Genomic DNA, 17,356 nt, shown 5'->3' with positions numbered 1-17,356 from the left:
GTGTTGTCCAGGAGGGGGTTTCAGTTTGGTACGGCGGGGTAATTCCAGGTTAATCACGGCCTTGGCGCTGTTTGGCTCTGCCGTCTTTCTGGCGTGGCCCGGCGAGACGCAGGATATCGATCCCACGCCCTACGGCCTTCCCTTTGTCGAGGGCATCGAGCCGAAAACCGTCTGTGGCCCGCGAAACGACCTCCAGGACGTCGAGCTCTACGACGGCAGCCTCGGCGTGACGCAGGACTACGTGGCGGCGAACCAGGGCTCCACCGTGCAATTCCAGTGGAAGCCGGAACGGGCGATCCGCCGCGAGCTGCCGGGCTATACGCCCGGAACCATCGGCGGACGTCCCTGGTGCACCGGCACGCTGATCTCCGACCGGCTGGTGCTCACCGCCGGCCATTGCTTCGAGACCCAGCGCGGCGGTGCATCCGGCTGGACGACGCCCTATTTGCGCGAGCGCGACGGCGAGCAGCGTATCGTCCATGCCTCCGACCAGCAACTCGCCCGGTTGCAGCTTGTCCACTTCGGCTATCAGGTGAACCCGCAAACCCATGTCGCGCGGGTTGCTCGCAGTTTCGCCATCGAGCGCATCGTCGAGCGGGTCTATACCGAGCGCGGCATCGATTTCGCTCTTGTCGAGCTTGCGCCCGATGCGGATGGCAACTATCCGGGCGCCTTCGTCAGGCCGGCCGCGCTCGCCGCGCGCGCGGCGGCAGCCGGCGAAACGCTGGTCATCATCCAGCACCCGCAGGGCCAGCCGAAGAAGATCGGCGTCGGCACAGCCGCACGCAGCACCGAGCCGTTCATCTTCTACGACGATATCGACACGCTCGGCGCGTCGTCGGGGGCAGGGGTGCGCGATGCGCGTGGCGCCATCCTCGGCGTCCATATCCGCGGCGGCTGCGAGACCTCGGCCAACAGCGCGGTCTCGATCATCGCGATCGAAGGAGCGTCGAATGTCCTCTAGAGCCTTGCCTCTTTCCGCCGTCCTCGGTTGCCTGATTGCCGGAGCGGGCAGCGCCGCCGGCGAGGAGATGGCGCCCGTCTATGCGTCCCGCGCCGTCGATGGCATGTCGTCCGAGCTCAAGGAACTCATCGCCCAGAGCTTCGAACCCTCCTATGTCACCGTGCACGGACCCGGCACGACCCTGGAAAGCCTGCTTGCGGACACCTGCGGCGCGCAGCCGCGGGCGGTGGCGGAGACCCTGGCCGCCGAAGCCCTGAAACTGAACCGCCTGCAGGCCCTGGACGATGCCGTCGTCCCAGGCGAGACCGTCGCCATTCCGAGCTGCGTCAAGCTGGAGCGTCATGTCGATGTGGAGGTTCGCGAGGGCGATACGATCGAGAGCCTGCTGCGCGAGCATACCGGCGTTTACGGCAATGTGACGCTGCGCAAGACGTTCGAGCTCAACCGCGGCAAGAGCGGGGCGCGCAACCCCGAGGCGTTCTTCCGCAAGCTCACCGTCGGCCAGAAGATCACGCTGCCCTATGCAGCCGAACCGCAGATCTTCGTTCCGCGCACGGCGGGCACGGATTTCCGGCAGATCGTGCAGGAAAACTCGACGCCGCAGGTCGCGGCCATCGCGGAGCAGGTGACGACACCAGAGACAAGGCTGCGCAACGAGGGCGACTACCTGCTGGTTGAATCGGTGCAGATCGCCTCGGCCGACGGCCAAACGCCATGTTCGGAAGCGGAGAACATGCCCGAGCCGATCGACATGGCCGCTCTCAAGGCCGTGTTCGACGCGGAAGCGCGCCTGCGCGTGCTTTCGGGCGGCACGGTCGAGACGACGAATATCGGCATCATCGACACGGGCCTGTCGGAACCGGAGGACGATTTCTTCACCCTTGACGTGCTCCTCGTCCGGCCGGAGGAGATGAATGGCGAAGACGGCAAGGACGACCCGCCGAAGAACGGAGCGATTGACGATATCTTCGGCGTCAATCTCAACGGCTTTCCCCTGGGCGGCGATATCCGGCCCTTCGGCCCCGAACGGGCGGCCTGGCAGTTCCACGGCACGCGCATGGCCTCGTTGCTGCTCGGCGGACCGGACATCGTCTCCCGCTGGGGCGGCGCGCGTCCGCCGATCAGGCTGCGCATCGTCAATTTCGCCTCCTCGCAATTGAGCGGCGGCATGGTCGCGCCGCTCAACCTGCCGACGGCGATCGAACAGTTGCAGCGCGACAAGGTGGCCATCGTCAATATCAGCCTGGCCGGCAAGCAGGACCATGCCGGCGTGAAGCGCTCTTTTGCCGACAAGACGGAGATGCTGTTCGTCGTCGCCGCCGGCAACAGGCAGGGCGGCGGCCCGGGACAGAACCTCGTCTCCGTCCGGCAATATCCCGCCCGCTACGGCGGCTTCAGCGCGCAGAACATGATTACGGTCGCCGCCCACGGCCTTTCCGGCAGGAGAGCGCCGTTCTCGCACTATGCCCGCGAATATGTGGACCTTGCGGCACCCGGCTGCGGCATCGCCACACGGGACGGCGACGGCGCCGTCGTTGCCGATTCCGGCTCTTCGCCGGCGACCGCGCTGGTCTCCTTCACGGCGGGCCTCGTGCATGCGCTCGGTCTGGAAACTCCCAGGGATATCAAGATGCGCATCCTGGCCGCCGCCGACATCGACCCGCAACTGGAGGGAGCATCCTGGAACAACGGCCGCCTGAATGCCGTCAAGGCCGTGAGCCTTCGCCGGGACGTGATCGAGACGGCGGACAAGACATTGCATTTCGGCAGGATAACGGATCGTGACGCCCTCTTTGCGCTGTGCGGCGAGGACAATGCCGTCGATTTCTCCGGCGAATACGAAATCCTCAAGGTCGTGCCGAACATCCAGACATCATCCGGCCTCAAGGTGGATTATTTTAGCGACTCCGACGGTGTGCTGGGCGCGCAAAGATGCACCCAGCGCGATACGGCCGACCGCAAGCTGACGATTGACGGAAACGAGATCCCCCTCTCCGAAGTTCGCGATGTCGTCTTCAAATCCCTCTCGCCATGAGTTTCGAGGCCTGCGCTTTTCGCGGTCTTGATGACGCAGGCTTCCTGCGATGACAAACTGCAGCCGGATTGCTTGAGCAGCTCCCCAACCACGAGAACGACCCGGAGGCCGGCGCTTTAGAAGCGGCTGTCGCCCGGCCCGAATGGCCTGCCTCGCGCTTCGCCAAACGAAAAAGCGTGACAAGGCAGGAAATCCGGCCTTGGCATGTGAGAAACGTCCTGTGGACATCTGGCGGCGATACGCCCGATATCGCAATAACCGGTTCCCCCTGCACCAGACATATCCGGCGAGCAACCAGAGGTCGCTTTCGCGCGTCAACACCTTGGATTGCTGCATCGCTTCGTGGATGGTTTGCCGGTCGTCGTGACGGATGGCGGTGGCGGCGTCCAGAAGCGGTTGGTCGCATTTGCGGATTGCCAACATCGGGGGACCGCCGGTTCGGATGATGGTTGGTGCGGGATGAATTCCAGGAAGTCCTTCGCGGTTCTGTTGTCACGCGAATTCCCGGTCCGGTGATCGACGTGGCGCGGAAGCGGGTAGCTTCGGCGCGCCACGCCGAGAGGGAAGGGACCCGAGGTCAGGAAGCCAGCCGGGTCGGGGTCGGGCGCACCAGCACATGCAGGTCCACGGTCTGGGCGATCAGCTCTTCCGAGAGGTCGTCCTGTTCCGCCAGAACCTCCCGGATCGTCTTGCCGGTGGTGAGCACCCGCTTCGCCAGTTCGGCCGCGCGCTCGTAGCCGATGGCCGGCGTCAGCGCGGTCGCGACCGCCGTGCTGGCCTCAAGGTGCCGGCGGCATATGTCGGGATTGGCGGTGATGCCGGCGACGCAGCGCAGGCGTAGCGTCTCGACCGCATTGGTGAGCAAGGCCAGCGAATGCAGCGTGTTGTAGACGATGACCGGTTCCATGACGTTGAGCTGCAATTGCCCGGCCTCCGAGGCGAGCGTGATCGTCAGGTCGTAGCCGATCACCTGATAGGCCACCTGATTGACGACCTCCGGCACCACCGGATTGACCTTGCCGGGCATGATCGAGGAGCCCGGCTGCAACGCCGGCAGGTTGATCTCGTTGAGGCCGCCGCGCGGGCCGCTGGACAGCAGCCGCAGATCGTTGCAGATCTTGGAGAGTTTCGTGGCGGTTCGCTTCAGCATGCCGGAGAAGAGGACGAAGGCGCCGGTATCCCAGCAGGCCTCGATCAGATTGCCGGCGGCCATGACCGGCAGGCCGGTGACCTGGCGAAGTTCGTCTATGGCCGCCGCCTGATAGTCGGCGCTGGTGTTGATGCCGGTTCCGATGGCGGTTCCGCCGAGATTGACCTCGTGGAAGAGCGCGACGATCTCCTTCAGCCGCGCCACGTCCTCACGCAGGGTAATGGCGAAGGCGCCGAATTCCTGCCCCAGCGTCATCGGCACCGCATCCTGCAACTGCGTGCGGCCGAGCTTGAGGATATCGGCGAAATCGTCCGACTTCGCCTCGAATTCAGCCGCAAGCCGCTCCAGCGCGCTGCCGAGCTGCTCCTGCGAGAACAGGATGGCGAGGCGGATGGCGGTCGGGTAGACGTCGTTGGTGGATTGGGACAGGTTGACGTCGTTGTTGGGATGCAGCGCGGCATAGTCGCCGCGCGCCCGGCCCATGATCTCCAGGCCGCGATTGGCGATGACCTCGTTGATGTTCATGTTGGTCGAGGTGCCGGCCCCGCCCTGGAAGACATCGAGCGGAAAGGCGTCGTGATGGCGGCCGGCGGCGATCTCCTCGCAGACCTGGCAGATCACCTCGCCCTTGCCCGCTTCGAGCGCGCCGAGCCGGACATTGGCGCGGGCGGCGGCCATCTTCACCAAGGCGAGCGCGCGCAAAAAATGCGGGAACTGGCTAATGCGGATGCCCGAGATCGGGAAATTGGCGATGCCGCGCGCCGTCTGGGCGCCGTAATAAGCGTCTGCCGGCAGGGTGACGGGACCGAGGGAGTCCATTTCGATGCGGTCTGGCTGGGTCGGTGCTGACAAGGGAAGCTCCCGTGCTGGAATGGCGTCCGCCGCGCCCCGGCGGGATGCCGGGGCGTCTGGCCTTATGCTGTGCTTTGTGCGGGATGGTCAGAGATAGAGGTGGCGGATGGTATCGTCCTTGAGCAGGTCGGCGCTCTGGCCGGAGAGGACGATCTGGCCGCGGATCAGCAGGTAGCCGCGCTCGGCGATCGACAGCGCCGTTTCCGCATTCTGTTCGATGAGCAGCACGGCCTTGCCCTCGTCGCGGATGCGGGCGACGATCTGGAAATATTCGTCGATCAGCTTTGGCGAGAGCCCGAGCGAGGGCTCGTCCATCACCACCAGCGTGGGATCGCCGATCAGCGCCCGGGCGAGCGCCACCATGGCCTGCTCGCCGCCGGACATGGTGCCGGCCTTCTGCCCCAGCCGCTCGCGGATGCGGGGGAAGAGATCGGCCATGCGCTCGATCTGCGCCTTGAAATCCAGCGCCGGATTGCGGGCGGCGTCGAAGGCGAGCCGCAGGTTTTCGCGCACCGTCAGCGTCGGGAAGAGCCGCCGTCCCTCGGGTACGAAGCCGGCGCCGAGGCTGGCGAGACGCTCGGTGCCGCTTTCCTTGACGTCCTTGCCGGCAATGCGGATGCTGCCCTTGTCGCTGCGCAACAGGCCGCAGATGGCGTTGAAGGTGGTGCTCTTGCCGGCGCCGTTGGGGCCGAGCAGGCAGACCATCTCGCCGGGGCCGACGCGAAGCGAAACGTCGCGCAGCATCGGCACCGGGCCGTAGCTGGTGCTTACGGAATTCATCTCAAGCATGTTGGGCCGCCTTTTGTCCAAGATAGGCTTCCTGTACGCGCGGCATCAGCCGCACCTCGCTGAAATCGCCGTCGGCGATTTTTCGCCCGTAGTCGATCACGGCCACGCGGTCCGGCAGGGTGGCGACCAGCCGCATGTCGTGCTCGATGATCAGGAACGACAGGCCCGGCCGCTCGCCCATCACCCGGCGCACATCGGCGATGAGCGCGTCGGTATCGCGGTCGTCCATGCCGGAGGAGGGCTCGTCCAGCATGATGACCTTGGGCTCGGAGGCGAGCGCGCGGGCGATTTCCAGCCGCCGGCGGTCGGCTTGCGGCAGGGCGCCGGCCAGCGTATGGCGGCGCGGATAGAGATGCGGCGAGACCGAGCGGATCAGTTCGCCGGCCCGCTCGGCGGCGGCTTCCAGCTCCGCCCGCGCCTTGGCCGGTTGCAGCAGGGCCTGCAGCACGCCGGCGCTGGTGCGGGTATGCATGCCGATCAGCACGTTGTCGAGCAGCGTCAGGTCGTTGAACAGCCGGCTCGACTGGAAGGTGCGGGCAATCCCCGCCGCTGCGATGCGGTGGACGGACCAGCCGGTGATGTCGCGTCCCTCCAGCGCCACGCTTCCGGCCGTCGGGCGGTAGATGCCGGAGATCAGGTTGAGCAGGGTGGATTTGCCGGCGCCGTTCGGGCCGATGATGCAGACGATTTCGGAGGCGGCGAGCTTGAGGTCGACCTCCGCCACCGCGACGAGGCCGCCGAAGCGGATCGACAGGCCGCGAACGTCGAGGAGCGGGTTCGTCATTGGTGGGCTCCGTAGTTGCGGGCGCGCTGCGGGAAGAGCCCCTGCGGGCGCAGGATGAGGAAGAGGATGACGATGACGCCGACGAAGAGCAGCCGGTAATCGGAGAAGATGCGCAGCTTTTCCGGCAGCATGGTCAGCAGGAAGGCGCCGATGATGACGCCCAGCGTATTGTCCATGCCGCCGACGATCACCATCGTCATGATCGTCACCGAGACGAGGAAGGTGAAGTTGTCGGGCGAGATGTAGCTGACGTAGAAGGCGTAGATCGTGCCGGCGAAGGCGGCCAGGAAGGCATCCACGCCGAAGGCGAGCATCTTGTAGCGCACGATGTCGATGCCCTGGCAGCGTGCGGCCAGCGGATCGGCGCGCAGCGCATTCCAGGCTAGGCCGACACGGCTTTCATGCAGGCGCTTTGCCGCGACGATCGACAGGCAGACCAGCGCCGCCGCCAGATAGTAGAAATTGGCCTGGCTCGGCAGGCGCCAGCCGAAAATGACGATCGGCTGGGCAAAGGAGTGGCCGAACAGCGTCGGCGCGGGGATGCCGACCAGGCCGTTGGCGCCGCCCGTCCAGGCGAAATTGTTCAAGAGCTGATGCACGACGATGGCGAATGCGATGGTGACGAGCGCCAGGTAGCTGTCCTTGGTGCGCATCGAGGGAAAGCCGAGCAGGAAGCCGAAGACGGTCGCGACCACGGCCGAGGCCGGCAGCGTCCACCAGAAGGAGATGCCGAAATTGATCGCCAGCAGCGCCGAGGTATAGGCCCCGATCCCGTAGGAGGCGCCGGTGGCGAAATTGGGAATATTGGCGCTGCCGAGCTGGAAGTTCAGCGCCAGCGCCAGCACCGCATAGAGCTGCGCCACGATCAGCAGGTGCAGCACATAGCTGCTGCCGTTCATGAAGAAGGGATAGGTGAGCACGATGACCGCGCCGAGCGCCATGGAAAGGCGGCGCTGGTCGCGGAAGGCGGCAACGATGCGCTCCTCGACCCGCGGGCGAAGCTGCAGCACGGCGAAGATGGCGCCCATCCCCGCCAGCAGCGCCACGATGATCGCCGTCTTGTCGGAGAGCAGGAAAGCCCCCAGCAATGCGGCGCCGCCGATTTCGACCGCTGCGACGATTGCGGCATTGGTTGCCCCGCCCTGGCGGACCGCCGGGACGTCGGTTTCAATTCCGGTGTGCGACATGGATCAGACTTTCTCGAAGACGGGTTTGCCCAAGAGGCCGGAGGGCTTGAGCACCAGGACCAGGATGGTCAGCACGAACATGAAGACGAGCCGGTAGGAGGCCCCGTCCGGCACGCCGATCTGCACGAGCACGTCGACGCCGGCGATCAGCAGGCTGCCGAGAATGGCGCCCTGCATCGAGCCGAGCCCGCCGATCACGGCGGCGGAAAAGCCGATCAGGCCGAGCTGGACGCCGAAATCGAACCGCACCACGCCGGCATGGCTGACGAAGAACACCGCGCCGATGGCCCCGACCGCCGAGGCGATGAAGAAGGTGATGGCGAAGATCCGGCTCGGCCGGATAGCCATCAGCCTGGCGATGTTGCGGTCCTCGGCGACGGCGCGGATGCGCATGCCGACCGGCGTATAGGTGAGAAGCGCAAACAGCGCCACGACCATGGCGATGCTGACGCCGATCACGATCAGGCTGAAGGTGGGAATGACGAAATCCCCGATCGCAAACGAGCCCGAGGCGATGGATGGGAAGGGTTTCGGGTTCGAGCCTTGCGGGTAGAAGGTGCGGATCATCTCGCGGATGACGGTGCCGAGCGCCACCGTCGCGACCAGCGCCATCATCGCCGGCGCATTGCGGAAACGCCGGATCACCAGCCAGTCCAGCAGCACGCCGAGAAGGCCTATCGCCACCATCGAGACGAGGATCGCCAGCACCAGTGCGGCCGGCGCGCCCATCGGCGCGGCAAGGCCCGCCACGGTCTGCACGACCAGCAGCGCCACGAACGGCGCCACCATGGCGACGTCGCCATGGGAGAAATGGATGACGTCCAGAACGCCGAAAAGCAGGCTGAAGCCGAGTGCGAGTAGGGTGTAGATGCTGGCGAGCACCAGCCAGTTGAGCAAATGCTGCGCAACCAGAGCGTCCATTGAGGTTCTCCCTTCATTATTGGACAGCGGCCTTTCGAGTTCCCCTCGTGACCTGAGCGCTGTGCCGGGGGATTATTGGTGTCATCCTCGTCGACGCAAGGGAAAGCTCGCCGCCATTGGCAACGGTTTTCTGATCCAGGCCATCAGAAATTACGACTTTCTGATGAGGCCCTCATCCCGCAGCTTTCCGGCGTGGCCGAGACAGGCACGACCCCGGGAGACGCCATGGGGTCATCCGGCCGAAACAAGATCAAGAGGGTGAACGAATGAAGACACTGACGATGCGTCGCCGCGCGCTCATGACCGGCCTCATGCTGTCCGCAGCCATGTTCGCGATGCCGGTGGCGGCCCAGGACAAGCCTCACATCAAGCTCGGCTTCATCGGCCCCGTCAGCGGCGGCAATGCCCAACAGGGCCTCGGCGCCCGCAACGGCTTCCTGCTGGCCATCGAGCAGGCCAATGCCGCGGGCTATCCTTACGAGGTGGAGCCGGTGGCGCTCGACGACGCCTCCGACCCGCAGACCGGCGTGTCGGCGGCGCTCAAGCTCGTCAACGATCCGGAAGTCATCGCCGCGACCGGTCACTGGAACAGCCCGGTGGCGCTCGCCACCATGCCGATCTTCAATCGCTTCCAGGTGCCGATGATCGTCTGGGGCGCGATCAGCCCGAAGATCACCGAGCAGAACCTGCCGGAAATCACCCGCGTCACCCCGACGCTGGTGACCGAGAACAAGCCGCTGGCCGAATGGGCCGCCAAGAAGCTCGGCGCCAAGAAGATCGCGATCATCGCCGATACCAGCGACTACGGCACCGCCAACACCGAGGCCTTCGAGACCTTCTTCACCGAGGCGGGCGGCTCGATCATCGGCAAGGATCTGTTCCCGGTCGGCACCGTCGATTTCCGCACCACGCTCACCAAGCTGCGCGAGGCGGCGCCGGATGCGATCTATTTCGGCGGCGTCATCGCGGAAGCCGGCATTTTGCGCAAGCAGATGGTCGAGATCGGGCTGAAGGTGCCGATGATCGGCATTTCCGGCTTCTACGACCCGGAATTCGTCAAGCTCGCAGGCCCGGCGGCCGAAGGCACCATGGTCAGCTATCCGGCGGCGCAGTCCAATCCGAAGCTGGAGAAGATGAACGCCGACTACAAGGCGCGCGGCTTCGCCGAGGAAACCAGCCCCTATACGAAATACGCCTTCGACGCGACCAACATCCTGCTGGCCGCCATCAAGGAAGCCGGGATCGAGGACAAGGCGGCGCTGGCCAAGGCCATCCGCGCCATCAAGTATGACGGCGTGCTCGGCGAGACGACCTTCGACGCCAACGGCCAGACCCAGATCCCGGTCGCCATCGAGATCAAGGAAGTGCGCAACGGCGCCTGGGAAACCCGCCCCGAATAAGCGCAGACCCTCCGGTGCCGGAGACACGATCCGGCATCGGAAAAACTGCTGCACAGCCACGGAAACCCATATTTTCGATCCGTGCGGCGGCTTGTTACCACGGACCGGGGCGCCCGAGCCGCTTGGCGGCGAAGCCCGATTTTCCAGAAAAACCAAAAGGATCCCCGATGATCAGGACAGGTCAGCAATACAAGGACTCGATCCGCGACGGCCGGCGCATATGGGTAAACGGAGAGCGCGTCAGCGATGTCACGACCCATCCGCAATTCAAGCCGATCGTGGATATCCGCGCCCGCATCTTCGACATGCAGCATGAGGAAGCCCATCGCGACATCATGACCGTCGTCGAAAACGGCGAGCGCAACGCGCTCGGCAGCGCCCTGCCGCATACCCAGAACGACTGGTGGGCCAAGCGCCGCGCCACCGACCATCTGCTGAACGAGATCGGCGGTGTCGTTACCCGCGTCGGCGACGAGACCGTCGGCGAGATGTGGTCGCTGTTCGACGGGCAGGACGTGCTCAACGAAGTCGATCCGCAATTTTCCCGGAATATCGAAACGCATATCCATCGGGTACTGCGCGAAGATCCCTTCCATGTGTCCGCCAATACCGATCCGAAGGGTGACCGCTCCAAGGCGCCGCAGGATCAGGATCCGGACATGCTGCTGCATGTCGTCAAGGAAACCGATGCCGGCATCGTCGTGCGCGGCGCGAAATACGAGACGGCAGCCGCCTATGCCAATCAGGCCTTCACCAAACCGACCATCGCCAACTGGGGCAACAATGCGCTCAGCGACTACGCGGTCGGCTTCATCTGCGACCTCGGCTCGCCGAACCTGAAGTTCATCTGCCGCACCGGCTTTGCCGGCCGCGCGCCGCAGAAGGATTATCCGCTGGCCAACGGCTTCGACGAGGTCGATACCATCGTCATCTTCGACGACGTGCTGATCCCCTGGGAAAACGTGCTGTTCTACCGCCACACCAAGGCGGCGACCTTCATTCGCGCGACGCTGCACCGTTATTCGGCCTTCGCCTTCGTGCAGCGCAATCTCAAGGTCGCGGACATGATGATCGGCGCCGCGCTGTTCAACGCCCGCCAGACCGGCCTCGACAAGCAGCAAGCCGTTCAGGAAAAGCTCGCCCAGCTCGCCGTCTATCGCGAGGGCATCAATGCGCATCTGACGGGCGCCATCGCGCTCGGCGAAAAATCGCCGGCCGGCCTGATGATGCCGAACCAGTCGCTGCTCTATACCGGCCGCGTGCTGGCCTGCTCGCAGCTTCACGAGATGATGCATATCGCCCGCGAACTCTGCGGCGGCCAGATCTGCGTGACCCCGGATGCGGCGTCCTTCGAGAACCCGGAAACCAAGCCGTGGCTCGACAAGTATTACACGATCAACGACGAATGGGTCGCCGAGGACCGCCGCAAGCTGCTCGCCTTCGCTCGCGACCTCCTGAATTCGGACTATGCCGGCCACCGGCTGACTTTCCAGCTTTTCGCCCAGTCGCCGCCCTTCGCGCATCTGGCCGCCGTCTACCGCAACTTCGATTGGGACGGTCCGCTCGCCTTCGTCAAGAATGCTGCCGGTCTCTCGGACCGGGTGATGGGCGGGCGCACCCTGACGCCCGGCGATGCGGCCATATCGAGCTGGTTCTCCGCCGACGCCAAGCGCGCCGCCGCCGAATGATCGACCGGGGCAGCCCGTGGCGGGCTGCCCCGCTTCCGGATATCCCACCGGCCGGGTCGGCCGGGTCAAGCAGTGGAAACGAGACATGATCCATAAACGCATCCGCCCCTTCAACACCAAGCAGACCTATCCCGAGCAGAAGCTCGACAACGACCTCAGCCAGGGCGTCGTCGCGCGCGGCACCATGGTCTTCCTGCGCGGCCAGGTCGCCCAGGATCTCGACACCCGCGAAAGCCTGCATGTCGGCGACGCCGGCAAGCAGACCGCCAAGACGATGGAAAACATCAAGATGCTGCTGGAAGAAGCCGGCAGCGAGATGGGCCATATCTGCCGCATCGTCGTCTATCTCACCGATATCCGCTATCGCGAGGCCGTCTACCAGGAGATGGGCAAGTGGATGAAGGGCGTGCATCCCTGCTCGACCGGCCTCGTCGTGCCGGCGCTGGCGCGGCCGGAATGGGTGGTCGAGATCGAAGTGACCGCCGTCATTCCCGACGCGGCCTGAAGGAGGCCGCGATGACCTTCTCGATTTCCGCGCATTGCCCTGAGACCGGCATGTTCGGCGTCGCCGTGTCGTCGTCCTCGCCCTGCGTGGCGGCGCGCTGCGCCCATGCGCGGGCCGGCGTCGGCGCGGTGGCGACGCAGAACATCACCGATCCGCGCCTTGGCCCCAAGGGGCTCGACCTGATGGCGAGCGGCCTGTCGGCGCCCGATGCGCTCGAAGCGCTGAAGCGCGATGCGCCGCATCTGGATTATCGCCAGCTGGCGCTGGTCGATGCCGAGGGCCGCACTGCCTCCTTCTCGGGGGCGAGGACGCTCGGCACCCACCGCGTCGCCACCGGGCCGGGCGTGGTTGCCGCCGGCAACCTTCTGTCCGATCCCGGCGTCCCCGAAGCCATGGTGGCGGCCTTTAACGCCGCTGCCGGGCAGAGCCTCGGAGACCGGCTGCTGGCCGCCATGCGCGCGGCGGAAGCGGCAGGCGGCGAGGAAGGACCGGTCCATTCGGTCGGCATGATCCTCGTGCGCGACCAGGCCTGGCCGATTGCCGACCTGCGTGTCGACTGGGCCGACGAGGATCCGATCGGCGAACTGGCGGCGCTGTGGGTGCGCTGGAAGGGCGAGATGGAAGCCTATGTCTCCCGCGCCCTCAACCCGTCGGAGGCGCCGAGCTACGGCGTGCCGGGCGACCTTTAGTCCTCGGCAACGGTCCTCCCGGACAAGAACGGGGCGTGCCGGGCACGCCCCGTTCTTTTGGACCGGCTGGCGGAGGCCCTCGCCGCAGGGCCGCGAGGGCGCATCGGAAATCCTGAAGCCGGGCTTCCGAAGATGCTGTTTTTCTTTTCGGGCGGGACGTGGTCATCTCTGATGAACGATCACGCACGGTTGGAGAAGACGATGTTCGGAATGGATCGAATGGCCCGCACTCTCAGGACGAAGCTGGCGAACCGCTGGAACCTGTCGGCGCTGACACAGGCAGGTGCTGCGGATTTTGGCGCGACGGCGGCCGACGTCGCGGAGGCGGCGCATCAGCGGGCGGACGTGCTGGAGCGGCTGGCGCGGATGGCCGAGATCCACGGCGCCGACGGCGCTCTGAAGTCGGCAGGACGCTACCAGTTGTTCGAGATGGCGCGCACCTGCGACCATTGCCCGCATGAGAGGAAATGCGCCCGCGCGCTCTACGCTGCCTCGAAGCCCTGCGCGAAAGATGTGGATTTCTGCCCCAATGCGGCGGAATATGCCGCGCTGACCATGGAGAGCGCCGCCGCGCACGCATCATAACGCTCTCGGCCTTGTGGCCGGATCGCGGCCCGAACAGGAAGACCGCATGCGCTTCACCCTTCGTCAACTGACCTATTTCATCGCCGCCGCCGAGACCGGAAGCGTCACCCGCGCCGCCGAGCAGGTGAACATTTCCCAGCCGTCGATCTCGGCGGCGATCCTGCATCTCGAGGTCGAGTTCGGCGCCCAGCTCTTCGTGCGCCATCATGCGCAGGGCCTGTCGCTGACGCCCGCCGGCCAGCGGCTGCTGGTCGCCGCCAAGGAGGCCTTGCGCACCACGCAGGGACTCTACGACGTGGTGAACTCCGCCATGGGCGTGGTGGCCGGGCCGATCAATCTCGGCTCGTTCCGTACCTTCACGCCGCTGATCGTTCCCGAATTGTGGAAGAGTTTCGTCACGCGCCATCCCGAGGTGCAATTGCATGTGACCGAGGGCAGCGAGGCGGAGCTGCTGGAAGGCCTGCGCAACGCCCGCATCGATGTGGCGCTCACCTATGAACTGAGCCTGACGTCCGACATGAATTTCGTGCCGCTCGCCGAATTGCCGACCTATATCCTGCTGGCTGCCGACCATCCGCTGGCGACGCGGCCGAGGCTGAAGCTGAGCGACCTGGAGCAGGAGCCGTTCATCCTGCTCGACCTGCCGCTCACCCGGCAATATTTCCTGTCGCTGTTCGAACGGGCCGGGATCGCGCCGAGGGTAGTTGCCGAGACCAGCCTTCCCGCCGCCATCCGCTCCTATGTCGGCGCCGGCATCGGCTTTTCGATGATGACGGTGCGGCCGCGCAACATGAGCGCCGAGAACGGCTATCCGCTCGCCTATGTCGAATTGCAGGAGGACTATCCGCCGATGAAACTCGGCCTCGCCAGCCTCAAGGAATTGAAGCGCTCCCGGGTGGCGGAAGCTCTGGAGGACCTCTGCCGCGAGTTGATCCGCGAAGGCAGCCTGCCCGGCATGGTTCCGATTCCGCAATCGTCCTGCGCGGGCTGACAAGTCGCCTTTCCGAGTTTTTCCTGAGGCAGAACGCCAGAAAAGCATTCTTTTCCAATGCCCGCCGTCTTGGAACAATGCACGCGTGCTTCCGCCTCGGGCGGTGCCATTCAACCAATTAGAACGATGGAGTGCCGGGCGTGGACGCAAAGACTGAACAGACCATTCGGCTTAAGTTTCTCGAAGGAATGAGCCATGCCGCCTGCACGGTGAACATCGTCACCACGGACGGCCAGGCGGGCCGCGCCGGCGTGACGGTCTCGGCGATGGCCTCGGTATCGGCCGACAGCACCTGGCCGACCATGCTCGTCTGCGTGCATCACCTCAGCCCGGCTGCGGCAAGGATCGTCGAGAACGGCGTTCTCTGCGTCAACGTGCTGCGCGACGACCAGTCCTATATTTCCGACACCTTTGCCGGCCGCTTCAAGGACGAGGTGAACGACAAGTTCGAATGTGCGGAATGGGTGTCGATGCCTTCGGGCGCGCCGCGCATCGTCGATCCGCTCGTCGCCTTCGATTGCCGGCTCATCTCCTCGGAAAAGGTCGGAACCCACTATATCTTCCTGTGCGAGGTGCGCGAGCTGCATGTTTCCGGCGGGGGCTCGCCGCTCATCTATGCGAACCGCGCCTATGGCGCCTCGATGCGGATCGACGGCGCCCGGTCGCTGACGGCGGCGCGGGCGAATGCCGGAAGCCGGCTGTCGGTCGCCTGTTTCCACACCTTCGGCCCGTTCATCATGCCGCGCCTGATCCAGCGCATGGAAGGCATCGGCATCCGTCTGGTGGAGGGCGACCAGCGTCGGCTGAGCGAAAGCCTGCGCGCCGGCGAAAGCGAGCTGGCACTGCTCTACGACATCGACCTCGGCGACGAACTGGAAAAGATCCCGCTCGACCATCTGTTCCCCTACGTTCTGCTGCCCGACGGCCATCGCCTCGCCGCGCAGACGGAGATCGAGGCGACGGAGCTGGCGGAAGAGCCGATGGTGCTGCTCGATGCGCCGCCGAGCGCCGACTACTTCGTCGGCGTCATGCGCGCTGCCGGCGTCGAGCCGCTGATCGCCTATCGCTCGATCTCCTTCGAAATGGTGCGCGGCCTGGTCGGCCATGGCCTCGGCTATGCGCTTCTCGCCACCAAGCCGGCGGCGGACATGACCTATGACGGTCTGAAGCTGGTGGCGCGGCCCCTGGTCGGCCAGCCGCTTCCTTCGTCGATCGTCATCGCCCACCGCAAGGGCGAGGCGCTTTCCGGCCCGGCCCGGCGCTTCATCGAATGCTGCCTTGAGGTTTTCAGGAAGAGCCCATCGGCCGCCTGACCGATCACGCGGCAGGCCGAAAGGCCTGCCGCGCAAGACATGGCTTAGGCGCCCGACGCCCGGCGAAGCGGCACGACAAGCAGGGCGGAACCGTTTTCCGGCACGAACCGGGCGGGTGCGTCCAGCAGGGCGCAATCCTCCTGGCCGAGAGTGACGGTTGCCTGCGAATCCGACAGTTCGGATGCGCCGCGCAACGCAAAAACGATGGTCAGCCCATGCGGCTCGGGCTGCACAAGCGTGCCTGCGGTGAGAATTTCGGCCGGGGCGAGGTGCCAGGCATCGCGCGCCGCCATGACATTGACGACGCGCACCGTCCCGCCCTTGGGCACGCCGACCGGCGTCAGGCCGGAATCGAAGCGGTGGGGCTGGCCTGTCGTCAGGTCTACGTCGTGGTCGTCGAATTCCAGGGCCAGGCCCTCGCCCTCGATCACGGTGATGGTCCGCTCCACGCCGGGAAAGGCGGAGAAGAGGCCGGATGTGGCAATGATCGCCCGGCTGACCCGCAGTTCGAAGGCATCGCGCGAGGCATCGGGCGGCAGCAGGCAGATCTCGTCGGTGGAGCCCGTGCCGTTCTTCCACGGCATGGACACATAGCCGGTGGCGGGCAGGTATCGTATCGTCATGGTTTTCCTTTCAAACAGCGGGCGCCAGCGGCCCCCCGCCGGCGAGCGAAGAGCACCCGTTCATTTGTCGCTCCAGACGCCAGAGTTGCGGTGGGGCCTGCAGCGAATGCGGCCCGAGCGGCCGGAACTCACCATCGCCGGTAATTTCGACGTGCAACCACTCGTTCCGCCCCTCGATACAGGCGAGATAACGTCCCGGTCGGGGCCGACAGAGCGTCGGGTGCAGCCAGAGGCGGCCATCGGCGGTGCGCTCCGTTTCCACGAGCCAGCCATGCCCCATCAGCCGGGCGGCGCCGGAGAGGTCGCCGGCCTCGATTGCCGCCCGCACCAGCGTCGAGGAGACGCGCACGCCGGCATGGGTGATGTCAGGGGCGATGCCGACGCCGAAACCGCGGGCGGCGCCCAGTTCCGACAGCAGCGCCATGTCGCCGGCGCGCCGGTTGCCGAAGCGGAAGTCCGGTCCGGCGATCACATGGGCGACGCCGAGCGCCTCGACGAGGATGCGGTCGACGAATTCCAGCGGGCTGAGGCTGGCAAAGGCCCGGTCGAAGCGCGGCGAATAGATGAAATCCACGCCGTGCTGGCCGAGTTGCACGCGCCGGGCCGCCGGTGTCGCCAGCCGGAAAGGCGCGGTTTCCTTGCCGAAGAAGCTGCGCGGATGCGGCTCGCAGGACATGACCGCCACCGGCCGGCCGGCGGCAAGCCGCTGCGCCATCCGCGCCAGCCCCTGATGGCCGAGATGGAAACCGTCGAAATTGCCGAGCGCAAGGACGGCGCCGCGCAAAGGATGATCGGCATCGAGACGATCCTCGACCATGGCGGGCATGCCTTGCGCATGGTGCGGTAGCGGCAATGCGGATATCATCGCGCCCATCTTATC

At 65.7% G+C, this 17,356-nt stretch carries 16 protein-coding genes; 9 read left to right on the top strand and 7 right to left on the bottom strand.

What is annotated here, in order from left to right:
- Positions 1-61 precede the first annotated feature (61 nt).
- On the top strand, positions 62-964 hold the full coding sequence (locus tag P7F60_RS09105; RefSeq protein WP_277917416.1) for a trypsin-like peptidase domain-containing protein: 903 nt from the start codon (positions 62-64) through the stop codon (positions 962-964).
- Positions 954-2,999 (top strand): S8 family serine peptidase, encoded by a 2,046-nt coding sequence (locus P7F60_RS09100; RefSeq protein ID WP_277917415.1) that lies wholly within the window; start codon positions 954-956, stop codon positions 2,997-2,999. The genes P7F60_RS09105 and P7F60_RS09100 overlap by 11 nt, the downstream gene beginning before the upstream one ends.
- A gap of 577 nt (positions 3,000-3,576) precedes the next feature.
- Here the strand turns inward: P7F60_RS09100 and P7F60_RS09095 are convergent.
- The 5 genes from P7F60_RS09095 to P7F60_RS09075 all read right to left on the bottom strand — a co-directional run bounded on the left by P7F60_RS09095 (position 3,577) and on the right by P7F60_RS09075 (position 8,682).
- A complete protein-coding gene (locus P7F60_RS09095) occupies positions 3,577-4,968 on the bottom strand; it encodes an aspartate ammonia-lyase (RefSeq protein ID WP_277917692.1) in 1,392 nt (463 codons plus the stop codon).
- 120 nt (positions 4,969-5,088) lie between these two features.
- Positions 5,089-5,790 carry an ABC transporter ATP-binding protein gene (locus tag P7F60_RS09090; protein WP_277917414.1) on the bottom strand — a complete coding sequence of 234 codons (702 nt, stop codon included), beginning with the start codon at positions 5,788-5,790 and terminating at the stop codon, positions 5,089-5,091.
- Positions 5,783-6,574, bottom strand: coding sequence for an ABC transporter ATP-binding protein (locus tag P7F60_RS09085; RefSeq protein ID WP_277917413.1), 792 nt, complete (start codon positions 6,572-6,574; stop codon positions 5,783-5,785). Before P7F60_RS09085 ends, P7F60_RS09090 begins: the two co-directional genes overlap by 8 nt.
- Complete coding sequence (locus P7F60_RS09080; RefSeq protein WP_277917412.1) at positions 6,571-7,761, bottom strand: branched-chain amino acid ABC transporter permease; 1,191 nt, start codon at positions 7,759-7,761, stop codon at positions 6,571-6,573. Before P7F60_RS09080 ends, P7F60_RS09085 begins: the two co-directional genes overlap by 4 nt.
- 3 nt (positions 7,762-7,764) lie before the next feature.
- A complete protein-coding gene (locus P7F60_RS09075) occupies positions 7,765-8,682 on the bottom strand; it encodes a branched-chain amino acid ABC transporter permease (protein ID WP_277917411.1) in 918 nt (305 codons plus the stop codon).
- A gap of 266 nt (positions 8,683-8,948) precedes the next feature.
- On the opposite strand from P7F60_RS09075, the gene P7F60_RS09070 reads away from it, so the two are divergent.
- From P7F60_RS09070 to P7F60_RS09040, 7 genes are all read left to right on the top strand, one after another.
- Positions 8,949-10,082: a branched-chain amino acid ABC transporter substrate-binding protein gene (locus P7F60_RS09070; protein WP_277917410.1), complete on the top strand. Its 1,134-nt coding sequence runs from the start codon at positions 8,949-8,951 to the stop codon at positions 10,080-10,082.
- A gap of 167 nt (positions 10,083-10,249) precedes the next feature.
- Positions 10,250-11,770 (top strand): 4-hydroxyphenylacetate 3-hydroxylase family protein, encoded by a 1,521-nt coding sequence (locus P7F60_RS09065; RefSeq protein ID WP_277917409.1) that lies wholly within the window; start codon positions 10,250-10,252, stop codon positions 11,768-11,770.
- Between the two features lie 85 nt (positions 11,771-11,855).
- Positions 11,856-12,275, top strand: coding sequence for a RidA family protein (locus P7F60_RS09060; protein ID WP_277917408.1), 420 nt, complete (start codon positions 11,856-11,858; stop codon positions 12,273-12,275).
- 11 nt (positions 12,276-12,286) lie between these two features.
- Positions 12,287-12,964 carry a DUF1028 domain-containing protein gene (locus P7F60_RS09055; RefSeq protein ID WP_277917407.1) on the top strand — a complete coding sequence of 226 codons (678 nt, stop codon included), beginning with the start codon at positions 12,287-12,289 and terminating at the stop codon, positions 12,962-12,964.
- Between the two features lie 132 nt (positions 12,965-13,096).
- Positions 13,097-13,549, top strand: coding sequence for a hypothetical protein (locus P7F60_RS09050; protein WP_277917406.1), 453 nt, complete (start codon positions 13,097-13,099; stop codon positions 13,547-13,549).
- A 46-nt stretch (positions 13,550-13,595) separates the two neighbouring features.
- On the top strand, positions 13,596-14,540 hold the full coding sequence (locus tag P7F60_RS09045) for a LysR family transcriptional regulator (RefSeq protein ID WP_277917405.1): 945 nt from the start codon (positions 13,596-13,598) through the stop codon (positions 14,538-14,540).
- A gap of 140 nt (positions 14,541-14,680) precedes the next feature.
- Complete coding sequence (locus P7F60_RS09040) at positions 14,681-15,853, top strand: LysR substrate-binding domain-containing protein (RefSeq protein ID WP_277917404.1); 1,173 nt, start codon at positions 14,681-14,683, stop codon at positions 15,851-15,853.
- A 44-nt stretch (positions 15,854-15,897) separates the two neighbouring features.
- Here the strand turns inward: P7F60_RS09040 and P7F60_RS09035 are convergent, their stop codons facing one another.
- Positions 15,898-16,476, bottom strand: coding sequence for a HutD family protein (locus tag P7F60_RS09035; RefSeq protein WP_277917403.1), 579 nt, complete (start codon positions 16,474-16,476; stop codon positions 15,898-15,900).
- Between the two features lie 10 nt (positions 16,477-16,486).
- Positions 16,487-17,350, bottom strand: a complete 864-nt coding sequence (locus tag P7F60_RS09030) for a hypothetical protein (RefSeq protein ID WP_277917402.1) — start codon at positions 17,348-17,350, stop codon at positions 16,487-16,489.
- Positions 17,351-17,356: the final 6 nt, after the last annotated feature.

The organism is Rhizobium sp. YJ-22 (genome assembly GCF_029601685.1).
In the GTDB taxonomy this organism is placed as follows: Bacteria; Pseudomonadota; Alphaproteobacteria; order Rhizobiales; family Rhizobiaceae; genus Metarhizobium.
This window is presented reverse-complemented; position numbering and strand designations above follow the sequence as displayed.